The sequence below is a fragment of the Psychrobacillus sp. PGGUH221 genome, from assembly GCF_042055255.1.
Classification (GTDB): Bacteria; Bacillota; Bacilli; order Bacillales_A; family Planococcaceae; genus Psychrobacillus.
In genome coordinates, this window is sequence record NZ_JAQMHQ010000010.1 from 60,676 (window position 1) to 78,290 (window position 17,615).

Consider the following 17,615-nt stretch of genomic DNA (forward strand, 5'->3'; position numbering starts at 1 on the left):
ATTGGACATCAATTCATGTATGATATAGACGTCCAACTTAGAAACTACATTCAATACAATTTAATTTAAATGAAGAAATCTATTTATTAATAGGAAAACTCTCATCTTATTAATTTTTTATGTTAAGGTAATAAATAACAAAAGATTAATTTTTGAAATTTACTAAGTTAGATAGATCTAGATTTTATTTCATGATAATCTACGTGATTATATATAGATCAATAAAAAAATGAGGAAGTACCAGTTTGCATGAAAAATAGTAAAATAAAACTAATTTTAATATTATCAACGGTCTTATTATTATTGTTTACAAGCTTAAATGTCTTTACCTCTTATGTGAAGATGAAAAGGACAGTTGAAGAATCAATTGGAAGCCAAAGTCTGGAAGCAGCAAAGTCTATTGCGTCAACGTTAGATATAGAAACATATGAGCAATTTTTGAAGGACCCCGTAAGAAACGAATATTATTGGGAATTGAGAAGCTACTTAAATGATGCAAGAGAAAAACTGGGTGCTTTATATGTGTATACATTGAAAATTGATAATCCAAAGGTATCGAAAGCAATGATAGCTGGAGTACCTCAGGAATTAGAAGAGGGCTTTATAATTGGAGAAGCTTGCACAGTACCCGAAAAGCAGGTAAAAAGAGCCTATGAAGGAAAGACATATGTAACCGGTGTAATTGAGGACCCCATTTATGGTTCTTATCTTTCTGTTGGAGTACCGATAAAGGATGAAGCAGGAAAGGTGATAGGCTACTTAGGTATCGATCTAAGTGCCGATACAATCAATGACATAAAAAGAGAAGTATTGGAAAATAATCTCTTTCTATTCATTTTTAATGGTGTATTTATTTTGATTGTAGTAGGATCTTTTTTATTTTTACAAAGATGGTATCAAAAAGAAGTGACGAAGGAGATAGGGGATACAGAAGATACATACCAAGCAGAAATTAAAACATTAATCACCTCTGTATCGTCTTTAAAACACGATTTCACCAATCATATTCAAGTATTACACGGACTTCTTCAATTAGGTCAACATGGCCAGGCGCAACAATATCTCTCATCACTTTCTAAAGAAGTTCAAGCTATCGAATCTCTAAAATATAATATTGATCACCCTGGTTTATCTATATTATTACAAACAAAGAAACTGGCTGCACAAAATTATAATATTGATATGGATTTTACGATTTCTGATGATGCATTCAATAAAATTAAAACAACAGATTTAATCAAAATATTATCGAATTTAATAGATAATGCCATGGAGGCAACGATAGAATTACCTGAGGGTGAACGTAAAATTACGGTTTTCGGTGAAGCAGATGAGATTCATTATGTATTTATGATTACAAATACAGGAACAAAGATTACCGAAAATGAACATATTTTTAAACGGGGGTATTCAACAAAAAAAGGAGAGAAGGGAAAAGTCAGAGGGCAAGGTTTATTTATAGTGAAAGAAATAGTGAAAAAATATAATGGAAAAATCTCAATTGATTCAGATGATTTAGAGACTATTGCGATTGTGAAAATTCCTCTAAGATAATTTTGAAAGAAAATGTAAGCTTGGAACTGATGAAGTTTTCTTACTTCCGATGTTTATTTTTAGTTGAATTCTTCCATAATATAAAGCTCTTGAATGTACAAGGCAGTGCACTAACATTTGTGTACACTGCCTTGTTTGTGCGTTTAAGGATACTAACGATGTTCTTTATATAACAACTAACACCAAACTATTATTTTATAAGGGGTAGTTTGTGCGGGAATACTCCTTGTGGTAGGACCATAGATAACTATTAAATTTCGGTTTGCAGGGCTTCTTGTAAAAGCTTGCCCATTTGTTAATAATATTTGAGTGTATGGTGAAATATTTAATTTTAATTGCCCATCACTACTCTCGAATTGACCATTAAAGTAATCTACTTTTACATTTTGATTAGGATTATCTTTTACTACAATAAGGGCCCGATATTGCGGTGGGTAAATAAGAGGAACAGGGGCATTTCCATCATAGTATCCAGTTACGGTATCTCCTACAGCTACCATTACATTGTCGACAAAGTAAGTAGTGGGTGACACCACGAAATTTACTAAAGACCCATTTCCGTTATCTACTGCCATTAATGTATAACAACCTTCACCTTCTCCATTAAGCCCTATCATAAAATCACTAATCATGGTAACGGTACCACGAAAAGCTTGAAAATTTACCATACACAAACCTCCATCACTTTTATACGTATACCTATATATGCTATGCATACCTAAGACTTTGTGCTATTCGAAAAAAATATAGATAGGAAGTAGTGAAATAGGGAAAATTGTTGAGTTATTTAAAAGAGTTTTTACTATAGCGTATTTTATTTCTAAATTGCTCTTGTAATCTTTTAATTAATTCAAGAAGTTACCCTAATTTCGGGATTTTTCAAACGTTTCTGAGCGGAGTTGCTATCTACATTAATTTGGATATGCTCCATGGCCTTAGCTAAACCGTATATAGGCATATTTCCATAAACGGATTCATAATTTCCTGGTTTTACTTCGTAGGTTTCGTGATAGATTCCAACAGCATCATTATTTCCTATTTTTTTATTAAAGTTTTTCCAAGCAGTCAAATGCTTCTCATTTTTAGCATATTTCAATAAGTCCTCTGTTGAACGCCAATATTGAATCATAACAGTCGTTTTTAGTCCAAAATAGCTTTCCATGGATAAAAAACCTAAGTCTTCTTTGTGTGTATAGAGCTCTCTAATCATCCCAGGCATTGCATTAAATACAGGTAGCCATTTGTTCAGAGCAAATGGTTTGTTAATCCTCATTCCTATTAGAAAAACGACAACCGGATCACTGTTTTCGGTTGTATAACGCCCTGTATAAATCTGTTTCTTCATTTCAATTCCCCCTTGTTTTCTAATTGTTTGAGAGTATCGATACACCATTCAATTGCAGCTTTTGTTATTCGTTTACCATAATCCAATGTAAATAACCAATACTTTAAATCATCTCCAGTATTATGAGTGGAAATAACTTGTTCAATGTTTTCATATGTTTGGTAACGTATTTCTAATTTCTCCTTATAGTCGTTAAGAAGTAATATTGAATGCTCTATACTTTGATTTCTTCCAAAGAATAATTTAAGTAAAACTTCATTTCTCTCTATTGGTATTTGTTCAATTGGTTGTTCCAGCCAAACTTTTAACGTTTCAATACCTTTAGAAGTGAGGGAGTATTCTTTGCGGTCCGGCTTCCCATCTTGAGCAGAAATATCGACCGTTGCCAAACCTTCGTCAACAATTAACTTTAAGGTAGGATAAATCTGACCGTAACTAATTTTCCAAAAATGATTTAAGCTTTGATCTATTAGTTGTTTAATTGCATATCCAGACCTACATTCTGTTGTCAAAATTCCAAGAATCGCATATGTTGTGTGATTATATTTTTTCATCCATTTCACCCTATCTAAATGATATGTATCTTTTAGATATATAATACTTTATTTTATATCATAAAGTAAAGTTCAAATTATCAGAAAAAATGAATTTCGATGAGAAATGATTTGTAGAAATAAGGTTGGTACAAGGTTACAAAATTTTCACTCAGGACTATCGTATACTTGGTTTCAGCCTTTGCTTACGAAAGTATGTGCCAAATGACAGTCCAAACATTTTAAGCTATAATTGAAAACGTTGTGACCACCCTTCACCTACTAGAAAGGGGTTTTTTTATGATTAAATTACATAACGTCGGTAAAAGCTTTTCACGGTTTCAGGCTATTAAATCTGTGTCCTTAACGATAGATAAAGGGGAGATTCATGGAATTATTGGAGCTAGTGGAGCTGGTAAATCCACCTTGCTGCGGCTAATGAATTTGTTGGAACTCCCAGATGAAGGTGAAGTAGAAGTGAATGGTCAAAAATTAACAAATTTGAGCAGCAAAGAACTTCGACAAGCACGAAAATCAATCGGGATGATCTTTCAACATTTTAATCTAGTGGCGAATAAAACGGTTTACGAGAATGTAGCTGTACCTCTAGAGTTGGCAAGCTTTCCAAGAAACGAACGCAAAAGTCGAGTAGTGGAGTGTCTTCGATTTGTTGGTCTGGAGAATTTGATAGACAAATATCCTGCACAATTAAGTGGTGGACAAAAGCAGCGCGTTGCCATTGCAAGAGCATTAGCGAATAATCCCCAAGTTTTGTTATGTGATGAACCGACTTCTTCGCTTGATCCAAATACAACTGATGAAATATTAGAGGTATTAGAAAATATAAATAAAAACCTCGGTGTTACAATTGTCATTGTCAGTCATGAGATGGAAGTGATTAAAAGTATATGTAATCGCGTAACTGTAATGGCTGCTGGGGAAATATACGACACAGTAATAATCGAACCAAAAAGGATTCAACTTATAGACAATAGTCCAAGATACTTTGTAGAACAATTAACAAAGGATGGTGAGATGGACAATGCCTGATATATTAGTTCAATATGAAGCTGAAATATGGGTGTCTATTGGAGAAACCTTTGTAATGGTTGGTATGTCTATTTTAGCTGCAGTTTTATTTGGCCTCCCAGTTGGGACGTTACTTTACCTTTGCAAGAAGGGACAAGTTCTTGAGAATCGGTTTGTTTTTTCGATTTTAAATTTATTAGTAAACATTACACGTTCTTTTCCTTTTTTGTTATTAGTAGTTTTTTTAATCCCATTTACAAGACTAATTATTGGGACAGCAATTGGCACAGCGGCCGCAACAGTTCCGTTGTCAATAATAGCTATCGCACATTATTCACGGTTAGTAGAGCAATCTTTGTTGGATGTACCAAGAGGCGTAATGGAAGCAGCTATTTCAATGGGTGCTTCTGTTAAGGAAATTATATTTAAATTTCTTTATGTGGAAGCTCGTTCGGGACTTGTTCTCGGTTTAACAACATCGATTATTAGTTTTATTTCATATTCGACAATTATGGGGGTTGTCGGAGGTGGTGGTATAGGAGATTTTGCTATTCGGTACGGATATCAACAATTCAAAACAGAGTTAATGATTTATATGATTATCATTATGGTCATACTGGTACAGCTCATCCAATTTATCGGAACAACTGTATCAAGAATGATTGATAAAAGATAAATACCAGGAGGAAGAAAATGAAGAAAATAATTTTTCTAATTACAATGCTAATGTTAATTTTAGCTGGTTGTGGGCAAGAGAATGAGGCGAAAGATAAAGAAAATGTAGACAAGGTTCAAGAAGAAGTAACATTGAAAGTAGCTTCGTTAATTCCACCTATGACGGAAATCCTTGAACTTGTTAAACCAAAACTAGCGGAGGAATCCATTAATCTTGAAATTGTTGTACTAAGTGATAATGTTCAACCTAACAGTGCTTTAGCGGCAGGTGAAGTGGATGTGAACTTCTTCCAACACGTTCCTTATATGGAGGAATTCAATCGAAACAATGATGCAGAACTAGTTCCAGTTGTACCTATATACTTTGCGAATTATGGCGTATATTCTAAAGAATATAAAACAATCGACGAACTTCCGGAAGGTTCCGTCATTGCCATTGCAAATGACGTTTCGAATATAGATCGTTCTTTGGCTTTGTTAGCTCAACATGGTGTAATCACTTTGCAAGATAAAACAGGACCATACTACACGAAAGCTGATATTGTGGACAACCCTAAAAACATAAAGTTTGAGGAAGTCGATTTGTTAATGTTAGCGAGAATGTACGATGACGCAGATGCAGTAATCATGACACCTGCTTATGCTGCACCACTTAATTTGACACCAAAAAGTGATGCACTACTAACGGAAGGTGTAGAAAATGACTTTGCGATTACTCTAGTAGCACGCAAAGATAATGCTGATTCAGAGGCGATCAAAAAGTTAGCAGAAGCAATGACGAGTGAAGAAGTACGCGAATTTTTAAAAGAAAACTATGATGAAACTGCAATTCCAGCATTCTAATACAGTTAGAAAGAAAGGGTCTATTCAAGTTGTTTATACAACTGAGAGTGGACTTTTTTTTATAAAACTGTAAGCGAGACCGATAAGAACAATATTAGTTTGAAAGAACTTGGAATATGTTTCAAAAACCTGTAAATATTTTATGAGCCGCAAGTACTAAAATGTTCTCAATGCTTTCTGTTTAAGCATTAACTGACAAAATGTACACCTATTTTACGACATAATGTTATATAATGAATACGTAGTATTTTAAAGTTCATTCAATAACTAATAAAATACTATCAGAGGTTTAACTAGCTTTTAATTAATTTTATATTATATAGTGGTAAATATTTTAATTTTCGTCGAACGATTAAATAGAATACGTTAAGTTTAAAATGGATACAGAAATGGTGTGTTCCGAAGTCTCGCATTTGCTTGTTGTAGGGAACGCTTACATTCTTTCTGCAAATCTAATAGTATAAGGATGGTAAAAATGACTAACAAACAAACTAATACAGACGTTATTTTAATTGGTGCCGGAATCATGAGTGCAACTTTGGGATCAATACTGAAGGAGTTAGCACCAGAGTGGAAAATTAAAGTGTTTGAGAAACTTGCAAACGCTGGAGAAGAAAGTTCTAACGAATGGAATAATGCGGGAACTGGGCATTCTGCACTGTGCGAGCTTAACTATACAGCCGAAAGAGCGGACGGATCTGTAGATATTAGTAAAGCTATTACTATTAATGAACAGTTTCAGCTTTCAAGACAGTTCTGGTCTTTTCTTGTAAAAAGCAAACTAATCAGTAATCCGCAGGACTTTATCATGCCAATACCTCATATGAGTTTAGTAGAAGGGGAGAAAAACGTAACGTTTTTGAAAAAACGTTTTGAAGCGCTAACAAACAATCCCCTGTTTCAAGGAATGGAATTTTCCGATAACCCAGAGAAGCTGAAAGAATGGATTCCCCTTATTATGGAAGGTCGTACATCAAATGAGCCGATTGCTGCAACAAAAATTGACTCAGGAACGGATGTTAATTTTGGCGCACTAACACATATGTTGTTTGACCATTTAACTAACCATAACGTAGAGTTAAACTACAAACATACAGTCAAGGATATTAAACGCACTAGTGACGGCTTGTGGGAAGTAAAAGTGCATGATATAAATAGCAATAAGATTGAATATCATACGGCGAAATTCGTTTTTATCGGTGGTGGGGGCGGAAGTCTGCCTTTATTACAAAAAACTGGTATTCCAGAATCAAAACATATTGGTGGATTCCCAGTAAGCGGATTATTCTTAGTATGTAACAATCCAGAAGTTGTAGCACAACACCATGCAAAAGTATACGGAAAAGCTAAAGTTGGTGCTCCGCCAATGTCTGTTCCTCATCTTGATACAAGATATATCGACAACAAAAAATCATTGCTGTTTGGACCGTTTGCAGGCTTCTCGCCAAAGTTCTTAAAAACAGGGTCAAATTTTGATTTAATCGGTTCTGTAAAACCAAATAATGTCTTTACTATGTTGGCAGCAGGTGCAAAAGAGATGTCGTTGACGAAATACCTCATCCAGCAAGTTATGTTATCAAATGAACAGCGCATGGAAGAATTACGAGAGTTTATCCCGAACGCAAAGAGCGAAGATTGGGATGTAGTAGTAGCGGGTCAACGTGTGCAAGTGATCAAAGATACGGAGGCTGGTGGTAAAGGAACACTTCAATTTGGTACGGAAGTTGTTACTGCTGCTGATGGCTCGGTAGCTGCGTTGCTAGGTGCTTCTCCGGGTGCGTCTACTGCTGTACACGTAATGCTTGAAATCATTAATAAATGCTTCCCACAACACATCAAAGAATGGGAACAAAAAATAAAAGAAATGATTCCTTCATACGGTATGTCACTAGCGGAAAACCCAGAGCTTCTTCAAGAAATTCATACTTCAACAGCTGAGACGCTTCGTCTTAGTGACACGGAGCTAGTCAATAGTTAATTCTAGGATGTAATAACAAAGGTATCGAATGAAAATAGATTAATAAAAATAAGAGGGAGAATGCTTGTTTTACGAAGCATCCTCCCTTTTTCATGCATATAAAATGATGTTAAAAAAACTACATAGTTGTTGTAATCTTTTTAATATCTATTTAAAAAGTGGAATTCTTTTCAATACAACACAAACTGGAATGGCGATGATAATCCCCACTACATTTTGAACGATGTTTCCAGGAATTGAAGCCACTGGTATAACCCAACTACCATAAAGAACGGCTTCACAGATGTAATAAACACCTAGCATAACTGGAATTGAAACGATAGTAGCTAGTAGATTGAAAGCAATACTGTTTCCATCGCGACCGAACGACCACGCTATTTTTCCAACTATATAACCTTGCAAGCCACGTGCCACAATCGTGAATGGTGCCCACAATGTCCAACCAGATACCCAGTCAAATAACCCCATGCCTATAGCTCCGGCAAGTGCTGCTTTTTTAGGGCCAAATAAGATAGATGCTATAAAGAGCATAGCTGTTCCAAGATGCACTAGCCCGCCATTTGCCGCGATCGGTAGTTTAATATTTAATAAGAGCGTTGCAACGAAAACAAGTGCTATTAACATGGATGTTACGATTAAATCGAAAGTGCGTGCGTTTGAATAACTTGTTGTTTTTTGCATAGTAATAAACCTTCCTTATCTTTTCTTTATAGGTATCAGGAAATAGTTACGCAAGGTTTCCTTTTTCCTTTAATTCCTTACTGATTAAAATCAGTTTTTAATTTACTGATAACATTAGCAAAGGATTGGTGTTTTTAAAAGTATCAATTTAGTGAAAATCATAGGGGTCAGTTTATACACATTATCGTTCCTATTTGAATAAGATGTCTAAGGGAAATACCTTATAGCTAGGAGTACGATAATGTGAATAGATGGATTGCGTTGCTTATAATTTTATGTTCAATAGGACTGGTGGGTTGTCTAGATAAATCAGTAAACGAAGAAGTAGAAACAAATAACCATGAACAGAAACAACAACTGGAAGAAGAACAAAAAGAGCCTAACACGAATAACGAAGTAGAGGAACAGGAAACAAAGCCATTAGTTGTAAATATCATGGATCCAAATACTTCAAGAATAATTAAAACTGTGTCACCGAAAGATTTAGGTTATGAAGATGATCTTGAAACTTATAAAAAGGAAATTGAAAAATTAGCTTATGAGTTGGCAAGAGGTACAGAAACGGAAGCTGGTTATGACAAGAGAATGGTTCTTGATAAAATTGATGAAAACGGTCAGGTGATTAAAGGAAGCCCAAGAATTATTTTAAAAGAAGATGAATTGGTAGATAGGATTATAGAAGCATCTAGTACAGGCGAGGATGTCGATATCCCCTTGTATGTGACAGAAAGTAGTTATGATGTGAAAGATATTCCTCATTTAGAGGATGTATTAATTGCTTCTTATACAACTTATTTTGATGCCTCGGATGTAAACAGGAACAAAAATATTGAAATTTCAGCAAGAGCCATTAATGATGTGATTGTTGGAAGTGGAGATTATTTCTCGTTTAATGAGTTGACAGGACCGAGAGACAAAGCAAATGGATACCAACCAGCACCTGAAATTATTAATAAGAAACTTGTTATGGGAATAGGGGGAGGAGTTTGCCAAACGTCCTCCACTCTTTTTAACGTAGTTGATCAATTGTCGGTAACATATGTGGAAAGAAACCATCATTCTTTAGATGTGGGATACGTCCCAAAAGGAAGAGATGCAACTGTTTCATATGGTACATTAGATTTCAGATTTCAAAATACAAGTGGAGCACCTTTTTTAATAAAAGCAATCTTTGGAAGTGACTTCCTTACAATAGAAGTGAGAACTTCTGAGGAATATAGAGAAATGCTAGAATAAGTCTATAAAGAAAAAGATAAAAGCACATCAACTTTATAAAGTTGATGTGCTTTTATTGGTCTGCTGATTTATAAGGTATTAGTAAGTTTATTGATAAATCCTAGGAGGGTATTTTGTATTTATTAGAGCAGAAATATGGATCCTGAATATAGGAGGAAAAATGGATGCTAAAAATATTATATTAAGTCAATTAAGTGCCTGTTATAATCAAAATAATTGGTTTGTATCGCTAAACAGTTTAATAAATGGACTTTCTGCTGATCATGCATCATGGAAAAGCAATGAAACGGTAAATTCCATTTGGGAAATCGTCACTCATTTAGCAACGGTACTTGGTTCAACACAAGGGTTCATCAACCTTAATACTAAATATGAGAGTGGAGAATAAATGGATAAAATAATTCAAAATAAATTAAGAGAAATCGAAGAGAAGTTTCAAGTAAAGGTTCTATATGCTGTCGAATCCGGTAGCAGAGCTTGGGGCTTTCCTTCCAAAGATAGTGATTATGATGTTCGTTTTATTTATATTCATCAACCACAGTGGTATTTGTCTATCGATCCACAAGGAATTGGTGCTAAGAGAGACGTAATAGAGGTCCCAATTAACGATTTACTAGATATAAGTGGTTGGGAAATAACAAAAGCATTGCGTCTTTTTAGAAAAAGTAACCCCCCATTATTGGAATGGATGAGAAGTAATATAATTTATTATCAAAAGTACTCCTTTATTGATAAGTTGCGAAAGTTAGAATCTGAAGTGTTCTATCCGAATGCTAGTTTGCATCACTACTTAAACATGGCAAAAAATAATTATCGAGAGTACTTACAAGGAACAGAAGTAAAGATTAAAAAATATTTTTATGTACTTCGACCTGTATTAGCTTGTAAGTGGATTGAAGAATACAAAAATGTTCCCCCAATTGATTTTCATGAATTATTGCAAAGTATGATTCCAGCTGGTGAATTAAAAAATGAAATTGAACATCTTTTACAAAGAAAGATAATAGGTGATGAATTAGATATAGAACCACAAATCAAAGTAATTAACGAATTTTTAGACAGCGAAATGATACGTCTTGAAGCATACATTAAAACTATTAAAGTTGAAGTGGAGGACCCTACATTAAAATTAGATAATTTGTTTAGAGATACATTGAAAGAAGTTTGGTGATAAAAAAACGTGTAGAATTTAGTTTACGTGCCAGGTACATAAGAATATGTCCTGGCACTATTTTTATATAAATATTAATAAAAAACTTTTTTGTGAAGAATGTCTAAGGCTTTTTCAATTTCCTCTAAATCTTCCTTAGAAGCATCTTTAATTCTTTTTAAAAAATCAGACTCTATCAATTGAAACGCTGAATTCATCATGGTTTCGCCCTCTTTAGAGAGTCGGATATACTGTTTTCTTCGATCCTCTATATCCCCAAATTTATTTATTAAATTTTTTTCACTCAATTTTTTGAGCTCTCGACTTGTATTGGGCATTGACATATACTGACAATCACTAATTTCGCTTGGGGTAACAGGCTGACTGACATATACATATTCGAGAATATTATATTGCACGGGTGTGATTGTATCTAACTTTGCATTTTTTGTTAACTCGTGTGTAACGCGATGAACTGAAGATGTAAACGCCACAAATTTATGAAAAAGATTATTTTTGTTCATATTTATCACCTCTAATTAAAAAGATAGCAAAAATGTTATCATAATACAATTATCATTTGACAACTAAATTAATTGAGTTTATTATTTACTTATCAAATGATAAGTAAGAGGTGAGCTTAATGAAAATGTTAATTATTTACACACATCCAAATCATCGAAGTTTAAGCTATTCATTTTTGCAAAAAGTATTAAAAGGAAGTAGTGAAAGTCCTGTTATAAGTGAAATACAAATATTAGATTTATATGAGGAAGGATTTAATCCAATCCTCGAATTCAATGAGTCAAAACGAAGACGCGATATGCATAGCGATCCAAACTTTGAAAAATATAGGAAACAATTGCTGTGGGCGGATAAGATTGTTTTTATCTATCCAATTTGGTGGGGAAGGCCACCAGCAATGCTTATGGGATATATAGATCAATTATTTGCTTCGAATTTTGCTTATAAGGAGAATGGAGGGCTTTTACCAGAAGGGCTATTGAAAGGAAAGTCTGTAGTTTGTATTTCCACTATGAAAGGTCCTACGAATTATCCGTTATTTCTCTTAAACAATAGTCATAAGATTTTGATGAAAAGAGCATTATTTAATTTTGTAGGAATCAAAAAAGTGAAATTTTTCGAATTTGGTAATATGGAAAGTCCAAAGGGCAATCATGCGAAAAAATTAGAGAAAATTTATTCGTATTTCAGAAAAATAAATTAGGATTACTTAAACTATTTAAGCAAAAAAATAGATGCTCCTTTTTAATTCGGCATCTATTTTCACTATATTATTTTTCGAATTATATCGCTAATCGACGTTTTTAGGATAATCCCTTTTTAATCGTAAAATTATCATATAATAATGTCCAGTTTTGTGGATATGGATAACCTAAAGCCCAGTAACTGATACCACGAAGATTATGTTGTTTGGCCAAGTCAAACTTGGCTTGAGCGCTTCGTGCATCTTCAAACCATACTTCATGACGACGGCCTTGCTCATCTACATAGCGGAAAAATGGAGACTGTGCGGTTGTATCATATTGAATGACTGTGCCATATTTTATAGCTCTTCTTATAGCCTCTTGAGGACTAAATGTTTCTGCTTCTTGACCTTGAACGTGGGGGAGAAGCCAATCCCGAGCATAAATTTGAAAGCCTAAAAATATTTTTTCAGCAGGCATGACAGATAGGGCATATTCTACAACTCTTCTCATTTGGTTAATAGGAGAGATGGCTTGTGGAGGTCCTAATCGATATCCCCATTCATATGTCATCAAGACCACAAAATCTGCAATCCTCCCATGTGCCTCATAATCGTGTGCTTCGTATAATAAACCACCTTGTGTTGCACTAGTTTTTGGTGCAAGAGCGGTGGATACTAAATAGCCTTTCGGATGGAGACGATCAGCAGCCAATTGTAGGAAAGTGTTATAATTCTCACGATCTTCAGGTAATACATTTTCAAAATCGATATTCAATACTTTATAGCCCTTAGCATCCATCACTTGTAGTACGTTGGTAATTAGCTTTTCTCGTAAATCCGCACTAGACAAAATGACATGTGATAAATTGGAACCAGCCTCTGTTGAGGAGAAATTCGTAATCGACATCATGGGAACTATATTTTTAGAAATTGCTGCCTCGACCATAGCCTGATCATTCATCATTTGTAATGTTCCATCTTCCTTAATCATATAAGCAAAGGGACTAAAATAAGTGAGGAGAGGACCAACTTCATTCAGTGAATTGATAGCATCTTCGTTTGATTGGTACGAATAGGCATTTACTTCTATAGTCGGCTTTGGTCTGGGAATAACTAAGCGCATTCCGGCATATATCAAATTCGGGTTTTCTATTGTGTTTTCAATAATAATAGCTTGAATTGTAGTACCGTAACGGTTCGCAATTTGCCCTAACGTCTCTCCCGGCTGCACTATGTGTATAATAGGTGGAATAATTAGCTTTCCACCTGGATATAGAGCGTTTGGATTTGTTAGATTGTTTGCTTGAATAATCGATTGAATAGAAGCCCCATATTGTTGTGCGATAGACCATAATGTTTCCCCATATTTAATGATATGAGTTGTACCAGAAACAGGAATAACTAACGACTGTCCAATGATTAATTGATTTGGATTTGGTAAACCATTTACACGAACAATCGAATTCATATTTACAGCATAACGGTTTGCAATTTGCCAAAGCGTTTCGCCTGCGATTACCACATGAATAATTATAAAGACTCCCCCTAAACGATTTCATTAATGCATCATATGTAATGATTAATAAAAAGTGTATTTTTACAAAGCCGTTTGATGAAACTAGAGTGTGTAATTATAAATATAAAGCTGACAGAAAAATCCCCAATGACTCTTCATAGATTTCGTCAAACTGAGTAAGGGGTAGCGGATTTGTTCCTGTTCCAAGCTCGATAGTAAAACCAGGTCTTCGCCAATCCTGAATAAACCAGTCTTTATAACCTGCATAGCTTTCAATTGTTTGTATAGGCTCATAACCACTGACTCTACTAAATTCCATAGCAAGAACTTCCGTTTCAGGAGGCTCGAGGTCTTCAAATCCCCAATAAATAACTTCCCCTTGTGTATGGAAAGCAAGTACTCTTGCAAAATCCCTTCTTCTTGTAAGGTCTGCCATTGCAATAGCTTCTGGTTCGGACAATGGACTTTCCCCACCATAATCGCGTGGTCCCGGAGTTTTTGGATTGCGTGCTCTTTCCAACTCCCACTTAGCAGGAAATTGATCGTTCAGATCTACTCCACGTATATTTGCTTTCCATCCAGAAAAGTCCGAACTGCCATTATTCCATTCAATCACTCTACTACTCCATGGCTCATTTGCAGGAGGTCCATTTATGACCAAGTTTACACCATCCGGGTTCACCATCGGCACGATGGATAATGTGGTTTGTGTATATAAAAGGGATGTTTCAATACCTCGAATCGTATTTTGGTTTGTTAAGGATAGCAAATAATCATTTAAAAATGTCATAGTGATGGGAGTAGTAATCCATTCATTAGCATGAAATGAACCATTGAAGTGAACTCTTTTATCCCCATTTCCTATTAGAACCTCAGGTATTTCCCGATCTAATACAGTCTTTCCAATAGAAGAAACTTGCAGGAATGGGTATACAGTCTGTAATCGTCTTATATCGTTTCTCATTGTATCGTAGTTATAATTTTGCTTACCGTTTACAAGTCTCCAAGTAACTCTAAGAGGAACGCTTATGGTCTGCCCGATTTGGAGACGATTTGTACTAAGTCCAGGATTAACAAGTAGAATTGCATCGAGCGGAAGGTTTCGGTTTTGGGCAATGGACCAGATGGAGTCTCCAGGCCTGATTTGATAGTTGGTAACAACGTATCCCGGAATTTGTATACGTTGACCTATCGAGAGTATTTGGGGGTTAATGTTTCTATTAGAATCGTTAATAAGCTGTAGGGGAATCTTAAATAATTGGCTAAAATACCAAATTGAATCCCCGCCTCTAACATATACGTCCATTTCGTATCTTCCCTTCATTAAAATTTCACATTATATAAGAATATGAAATGGAAGAGAGTATTATGATTTTAATACTTTACGGGAATTAGAACGAAAGGAAGTAAAAAAGCAATAATGACTGTGAATGAGTCAAGATTGCTTTTATAGATAAATTTAGAACATGTCGTTAAGCTCGGTATCTGAATAGAAGGATATTAAAACAACGGCTTTGCTGCTACCAATATTTTTTACAATATGCGGCACGCCGAATGAGGCTGGCATTTTTTTCGACGAGCTTAATGTTTTTTTATTAACAATTAGTAAATAATCTCCTCTTCTTTAGCCAAGCTAAAAAAAAGATACGAGGAAGGTGATGACATATGCATTACGATTATAATGCTGGTGATATTGTCTATATATTTTACCGAAATCCACATATACAGGACGTAGCGAATATACAAGAAGCGGCTGTTGTAAACAACCCGGAAAACCCGGAAGAATTAGCGCTTTTTCTTTATGAAACATATTACCCTTTAACTACTGAAATGGCCATTTATGCAAATGAAACAGATGCTGAACAAGCGTATCGCCAGTATTTTCATTAAAGGGAGATAGGACATGAGAAAACCATTTACACCACAGCTAGTATATTTTGAACCGAATGCATTGGAATATCCACTTGGCCAAGAACTAAAAGAAAAATTTGAAAAGCTGGGGACAGAAATTCGTTATACGACTTCCCATAACCAGGTACGAAATTTACCTGGGGACAATGATTTTCAAAGATACCGTATTGCAAAGTCAACCCTAGTCGTTGGTATTCGAAAAACACTTAAGTTTGATACGTCTAAGCCTTCTGCTGAATATGCTATACCTTTTGCTACAGGGTGCATGGGGCATTGCCATTATTGTTATTTGCAAACTACTATGGGAAGTAAGCCATATATTCGTACATATGTGAATGTGGATGAGATTCTAGAAGCAGCGGATCGTTATATAGATGAGCGTGCGCCTGAAATCACAAGATTTGAAGCATCCTGTACCTCCGATATTGTAGGAATCGATCACTTAACACACTCTTTGAAAAGAGCCATTGAACATTTTGGTCAATCAGAATTAGGTAGATTGAGATTTGTGACTAAATTTCACCATGTCGATCATTTACTAGATGCCAAGCATAATGGAAAAACAAGGTTTCGATTTAGTGTAAATGCCGATTATGTCATTAAAAACTTTGAACCAGGTACGTCACCTTTAGAGAAACGTATAGAAGCCGCTGGAAAAGTAGCGAGAGCAGGTTATCCTTTGGGCTTTATCGTAGCTCCTATTTACCTTCATGAAGGGTGGGAGGAAGGCTACTATCATATGTTTGAACGCCTAAATGCAGAATTACCTATGGATGCACGAGATGATATAACGTTTGAATTCATTCAACACCGATTTACAATGCCAGCTAAAAAAGTAATTGAAAAAAACTATCCAATGACTAAACTGGAATTGGATGAAACTTCGAGAAGATACAAGTGGGGGAAATACGGAATAGGCAAATACATCTATCAAAAAGAGGAAGAAGAAGATATAAAAGAACATCTATATGGCTATATGGAGAAATTTTTCCCAAATGCTAAATTTGAATATTTTACGTAAATAATTAAAATAAGCACATCACTACGAAGTGAAGTGCTTATTTTTTTCTCATTATAAAGCTCAAATGTCTGCCACTTTTTTTGTCTTGTCGATAGGAGAATCCTTCTGGGCTTACAAATGTACAGGTAGGATCAATAGTAATGTTTTCAGATGGAATACCCGCGAGCTCACACTGCTTTTTCACCGTCAGCTGGTTGTCGATATGATACTTGTTCGTTTGATTATTGTAATAGATAAAATCATCCGCGTAGCCAAGGTCTTTAAATTTTACATATACATCTTTATCGACTTCAAATTTATCCTGGCTCAATGCTGCACCAATTTGGACTTGGAAATCACTCATTGTACAATGTTCCGCTTGTTTTAAATGCTTAAAAAGTTTCAAAGTAATTTCTTTGACTGTACCTTGCCAACCGGAATGGACAACTCCAACAAGTTCATTTACTTCATTATAAAAAATCACTGGCACACAATCGGCCGTAAAGCTACATAGTAACAAATTTGGCTCGTAAGTATATAATGCATCTGTATCTGCAATGGCAGTATCTGATTGATAAGAACCAAGTCCTTTATCATCAAGTGTAACCCTATGGAAATTTGAGCTATGTGTTTGATTGGCACACACAAAATCATCCAACTCACAATGTAAGGAAGCAGCTAATAGCTTACGATTTTCCAATATATTATTAGGATTTTCACATACATGAAGTGCCATGTTGTTGTTTTCAAGTTTGTTTTCATCCTTAAGGGTTATTCCCGCAACAAATTTTGAATTGTTTAAATATGTTTTCATATAATCACCTTGTTTTAATATATATTAGTGAACTGTTGATGTATAGGAAAGTTTCTAGAAAGTAGATATGAGACAAGCAAGGTATTTTTTTATGGCAAATATTCACCAATTGGATTAAGCTTGCTACGTTGAATTTTATT

General features: G+C 34.9%; 19 protein-coding genes. 11 read left to right on the forward strand and 8 right to left on the reverse strand.

Features of this window, described 5'->3' with window-relative positions; all coding sequences use genetic code 11:
- Positions 1 to 249: 249 nt before the first annotated feature.
- Positions 250 to 1,554, forward strand: coding sequence for a GHKL domain-containing protein (locus tag PGC35_RS16970; protein WP_375219998.1), 1,305 nt, complete (start codon positions 250 to 252; stop codon positions 1,552 to 1,554).
- 176 nt (positions 1,555 to 1,730) lie between these two features.
- On the opposite strand, the gene PGC35_RS16975 is transcribed toward PGC35_RS16970, so the two are convergent.
- From PGC35_RS16975 to PGC35_RS16985, 3 genes are all read right to left on the reverse strand, one after another.
- On the reverse strand, positions 1,731 to 2,222 hold the full coding sequence (locus tag PGC35_RS16975; RefSeq protein WP_375219999.1) for a hypothetical protein: 492 nt from the start codon (positions 2,220 to 2,222) through the stop codon (positions 1,731 to 1,733).
- 182 nt (positions 2,223 to 2,404) lie between these two features.
- Positions 2,405 to 2,899: a DUF4188 domain-containing protein gene (locus tag PGC35_RS16980; RefSeq protein WP_375220000.1), complete on the reverse strand. Its 495-nt coding sequence runs from the start codon at positions 2,897 to 2,899 to the stop codon at positions 2,405 to 2,407.
- Positions 2,896 to 3,453, reverse strand: a complete 558-nt coding sequence (locus PGC35_RS16985; RefSeq protein ID WP_053591174.1) for a PadR family transcriptional regulator — start codon at positions 3,451 to 3,453, stop codon at positions 2,896 to 2,898. Before PGC35_RS16985 ends, PGC35_RS16980 begins: the two co-directional genes overlap by 4 nt.
- A gap of 279 nt (positions 3,454 to 3,732) precedes the next feature.
- Between PGC35_RS16985 and PGC35_RS16990 the strand changes: the two genes are divergently transcribed.
- The 4 genes from PGC35_RS16990 (at position 3,733) to PGC35_RS17005 (ending at position 7,957) form a co-directional block, all read left to right on the forward strand.
- Positions 3,733 to 4,482, forward strand: a complete 750-nt coding sequence (locus tag PGC35_RS16990; protein WP_375220001.1) for a methionine ABC transporter ATP-binding protein — start codon at positions 3,733 to 3,735, stop codon at positions 4,480 to 4,482.
- Positions 4,475 to 5,137, forward strand: coding sequence for a methionine ABC transporter permease (locus tag PGC35_RS16995; protein ID WP_375220002.1), 663 nt, complete (start codon positions 4,475 to 4,477; stop codon positions 5,135 to 5,137). Before PGC35_RS16990 ends, PGC35_RS16995 begins: the two co-directional genes overlap by 8 nt.
- 17 nt (positions 5,138 to 5,154) lie before the next feature.
- A complete protein-coding gene (locus PGC35_RS17000; protein WP_053591177.1) occupies positions 5,155 to 5,979 on the forward strand; it encodes a MetQ/NlpA family ABC transporter substrate-binding protein in 825 nt (274 codons plus the stop codon).
- Positions 5,980 to 6,439: 460 nt separating this feature from the next.
- Positions 6,440 to 7,957 (forward strand): malate:quinone oxidoreductase, encoded by a 1,518-nt coding sequence (locus PGC35_RS17005; protein WP_375220094.1) that lies wholly within the window; start codon positions 6,440 to 6,442, stop codon positions 7,955 to 7,957.
- 147 nt (positions 7,958 to 8,104) lie between these two features.
- On the opposite strand, the gene PGC35_RS17010 is transcribed toward PGC35_RS17005, so the two are convergent.
- Positions 8,105 to 8,638 (reverse strand): ECF transporter S component, encoded by a 534-nt coding sequence (locus PGC35_RS17010; protein WP_056831383.1) that lies wholly within the window; start codon positions 8,636 to 8,638, stop codon positions 8,105 to 8,107.
- 243 nt (positions 8,639 to 8,881) lie between these two features.
- On the opposite strand from PGC35_RS17010, the gene PGC35_RS17015 reads away from it, so the two are divergent.
- The 3 genes from PGC35_RS17015 (at position 8,882) to PGC35_RS17025 (ending at position 11,045) form a co-directional block, all read left to right on the forward strand.
- Positions 8,882 to 9,874 (forward strand): VanW family protein, encoded by a 993-nt coding sequence (locus PGC35_RS17015; protein ID WP_375220003.1) that lies wholly within the window; start codon positions 8,882 to 8,884, stop codon positions 9,872 to 9,874.
- Positions 9,875 to 10,034: 160 nt separating this feature from the next.
- A complete protein-coding gene (locus PGC35_RS17020; protein ID WP_375220004.1) occupies positions 10,035 to 10,262 on the forward strand; it encodes a hypothetical protein in 228 nt (75 codons plus the stop codon).
- Positions 10,263 to 11,045 (forward strand): nucleotidyltransferase domain-containing protein, encoded by a 783-nt coding sequence (locus tag PGC35_RS17025; RefSeq protein WP_056831379.1) that lies wholly within the window; start codon positions 10,263 to 10,265, stop codon positions 11,043 to 11,045.
- 74 nt (positions 11,046 to 11,119) lie between these two features.
- Here PGC35_RS17025 and PGC35_RS17030 read toward each other — a convergent pair whose 3' ends face one another.
- Entirely contained in the window at positions 11,120 to 11,548 is a 429-nt protein-coding gene (locus PGC35_RS17030; RefSeq protein ID WP_375220005.1) for a MarR family winged helix-turn-helix transcriptional regulator, read from the reverse strand.
- 119 nt (positions 11,549 to 11,667) lie between these two features.
- Here PGC35_RS17030 and PGC35_RS17035 point away from each other — a divergent pair, with 119 nt between their 5' ends.
- Complete coding sequence (locus PGC35_RS17035) at positions 11,668 to 12,252, forward strand: NAD(P)H-dependent oxidoreductase (protein ID WP_275788063.1); 585 nt, start codon at positions 11,668 to 11,670, stop codon at positions 12,250 to 12,252.
- Between the two features lie 100 nt (positions 12,253 to 12,352).
- Here the strand turns inward: PGC35_RS17035 and PGC35_RS17040 are convergent, their stop codons facing one another.
- Together PGC35_RS17040 and PGC35_RS17045 are read right to left on the reverse strand one after the other, a co-directional pair.
- Entirely contained in the window at positions 12,353 to 13,768 is a 1,416-nt protein-coding gene (locus PGC35_RS17040; RefSeq protein WP_375220095.1) for a glycoside hydrolase family 18 protein, read from the reverse strand.
- Positions 13,769 to 13,865: 97 nt separating this feature from the next.
- A complete protein-coding gene (locus PGC35_RS17045; RefSeq protein WP_375220006.1) occupies positions 13,866 to 15,056 on the reverse strand; it encodes a M14 family metallopeptidase in 1,191 nt (396 codons plus the stop codon).
- Between the two features lie 359 nt (positions 15,057 to 15,415).
- Here PGC35_RS17045 and PGC35_RS17050 point away from each other — a divergent pair, with 359 nt between their 5' ends.
- Together PGC35_RS17050 and splB are read left to right on the forward strand one after the other, a co-directional pair.
- A complete protein-coding gene (locus PGC35_RS17050; protein WP_053591186.1) occupies positions 15,416 to 15,640 on the forward strand; it encodes a transcriptional regulator SplA domain-containing protein in 225 nt (74 codons plus the stop codon).
- A 13-nt stretch (positions 15,641 to 15,653) separates the two neighbouring features.
- A complete protein-coding gene (splB, locus tag PGC35_RS17055) occupies positions 15,654 to 16,682 on the forward strand; it encodes a spore photoproduct lyase (RefSeq protein ID WP_056831371.1) in 1,029 nt (342 codons plus the stop codon).
- 37 nt (positions 16,683 to 16,719) lie between these two features.
- Here the strand turns inward: splB and pgeF are convergent, their stop codons facing one another.
- On the reverse strand, positions 16,720 to 17,475 hold the full coding sequence (gene pgeF / locus PGC35_RS17060; protein ID WP_275788054.1) for a peptidoglycan editing factor PgeF: 756 nt from the start codon (positions 17,473 to 17,475) through the stop codon (positions 16,720 to 16,722).
- Positions 17,476 to 17,615: the final 140 nt, after the last annotated feature.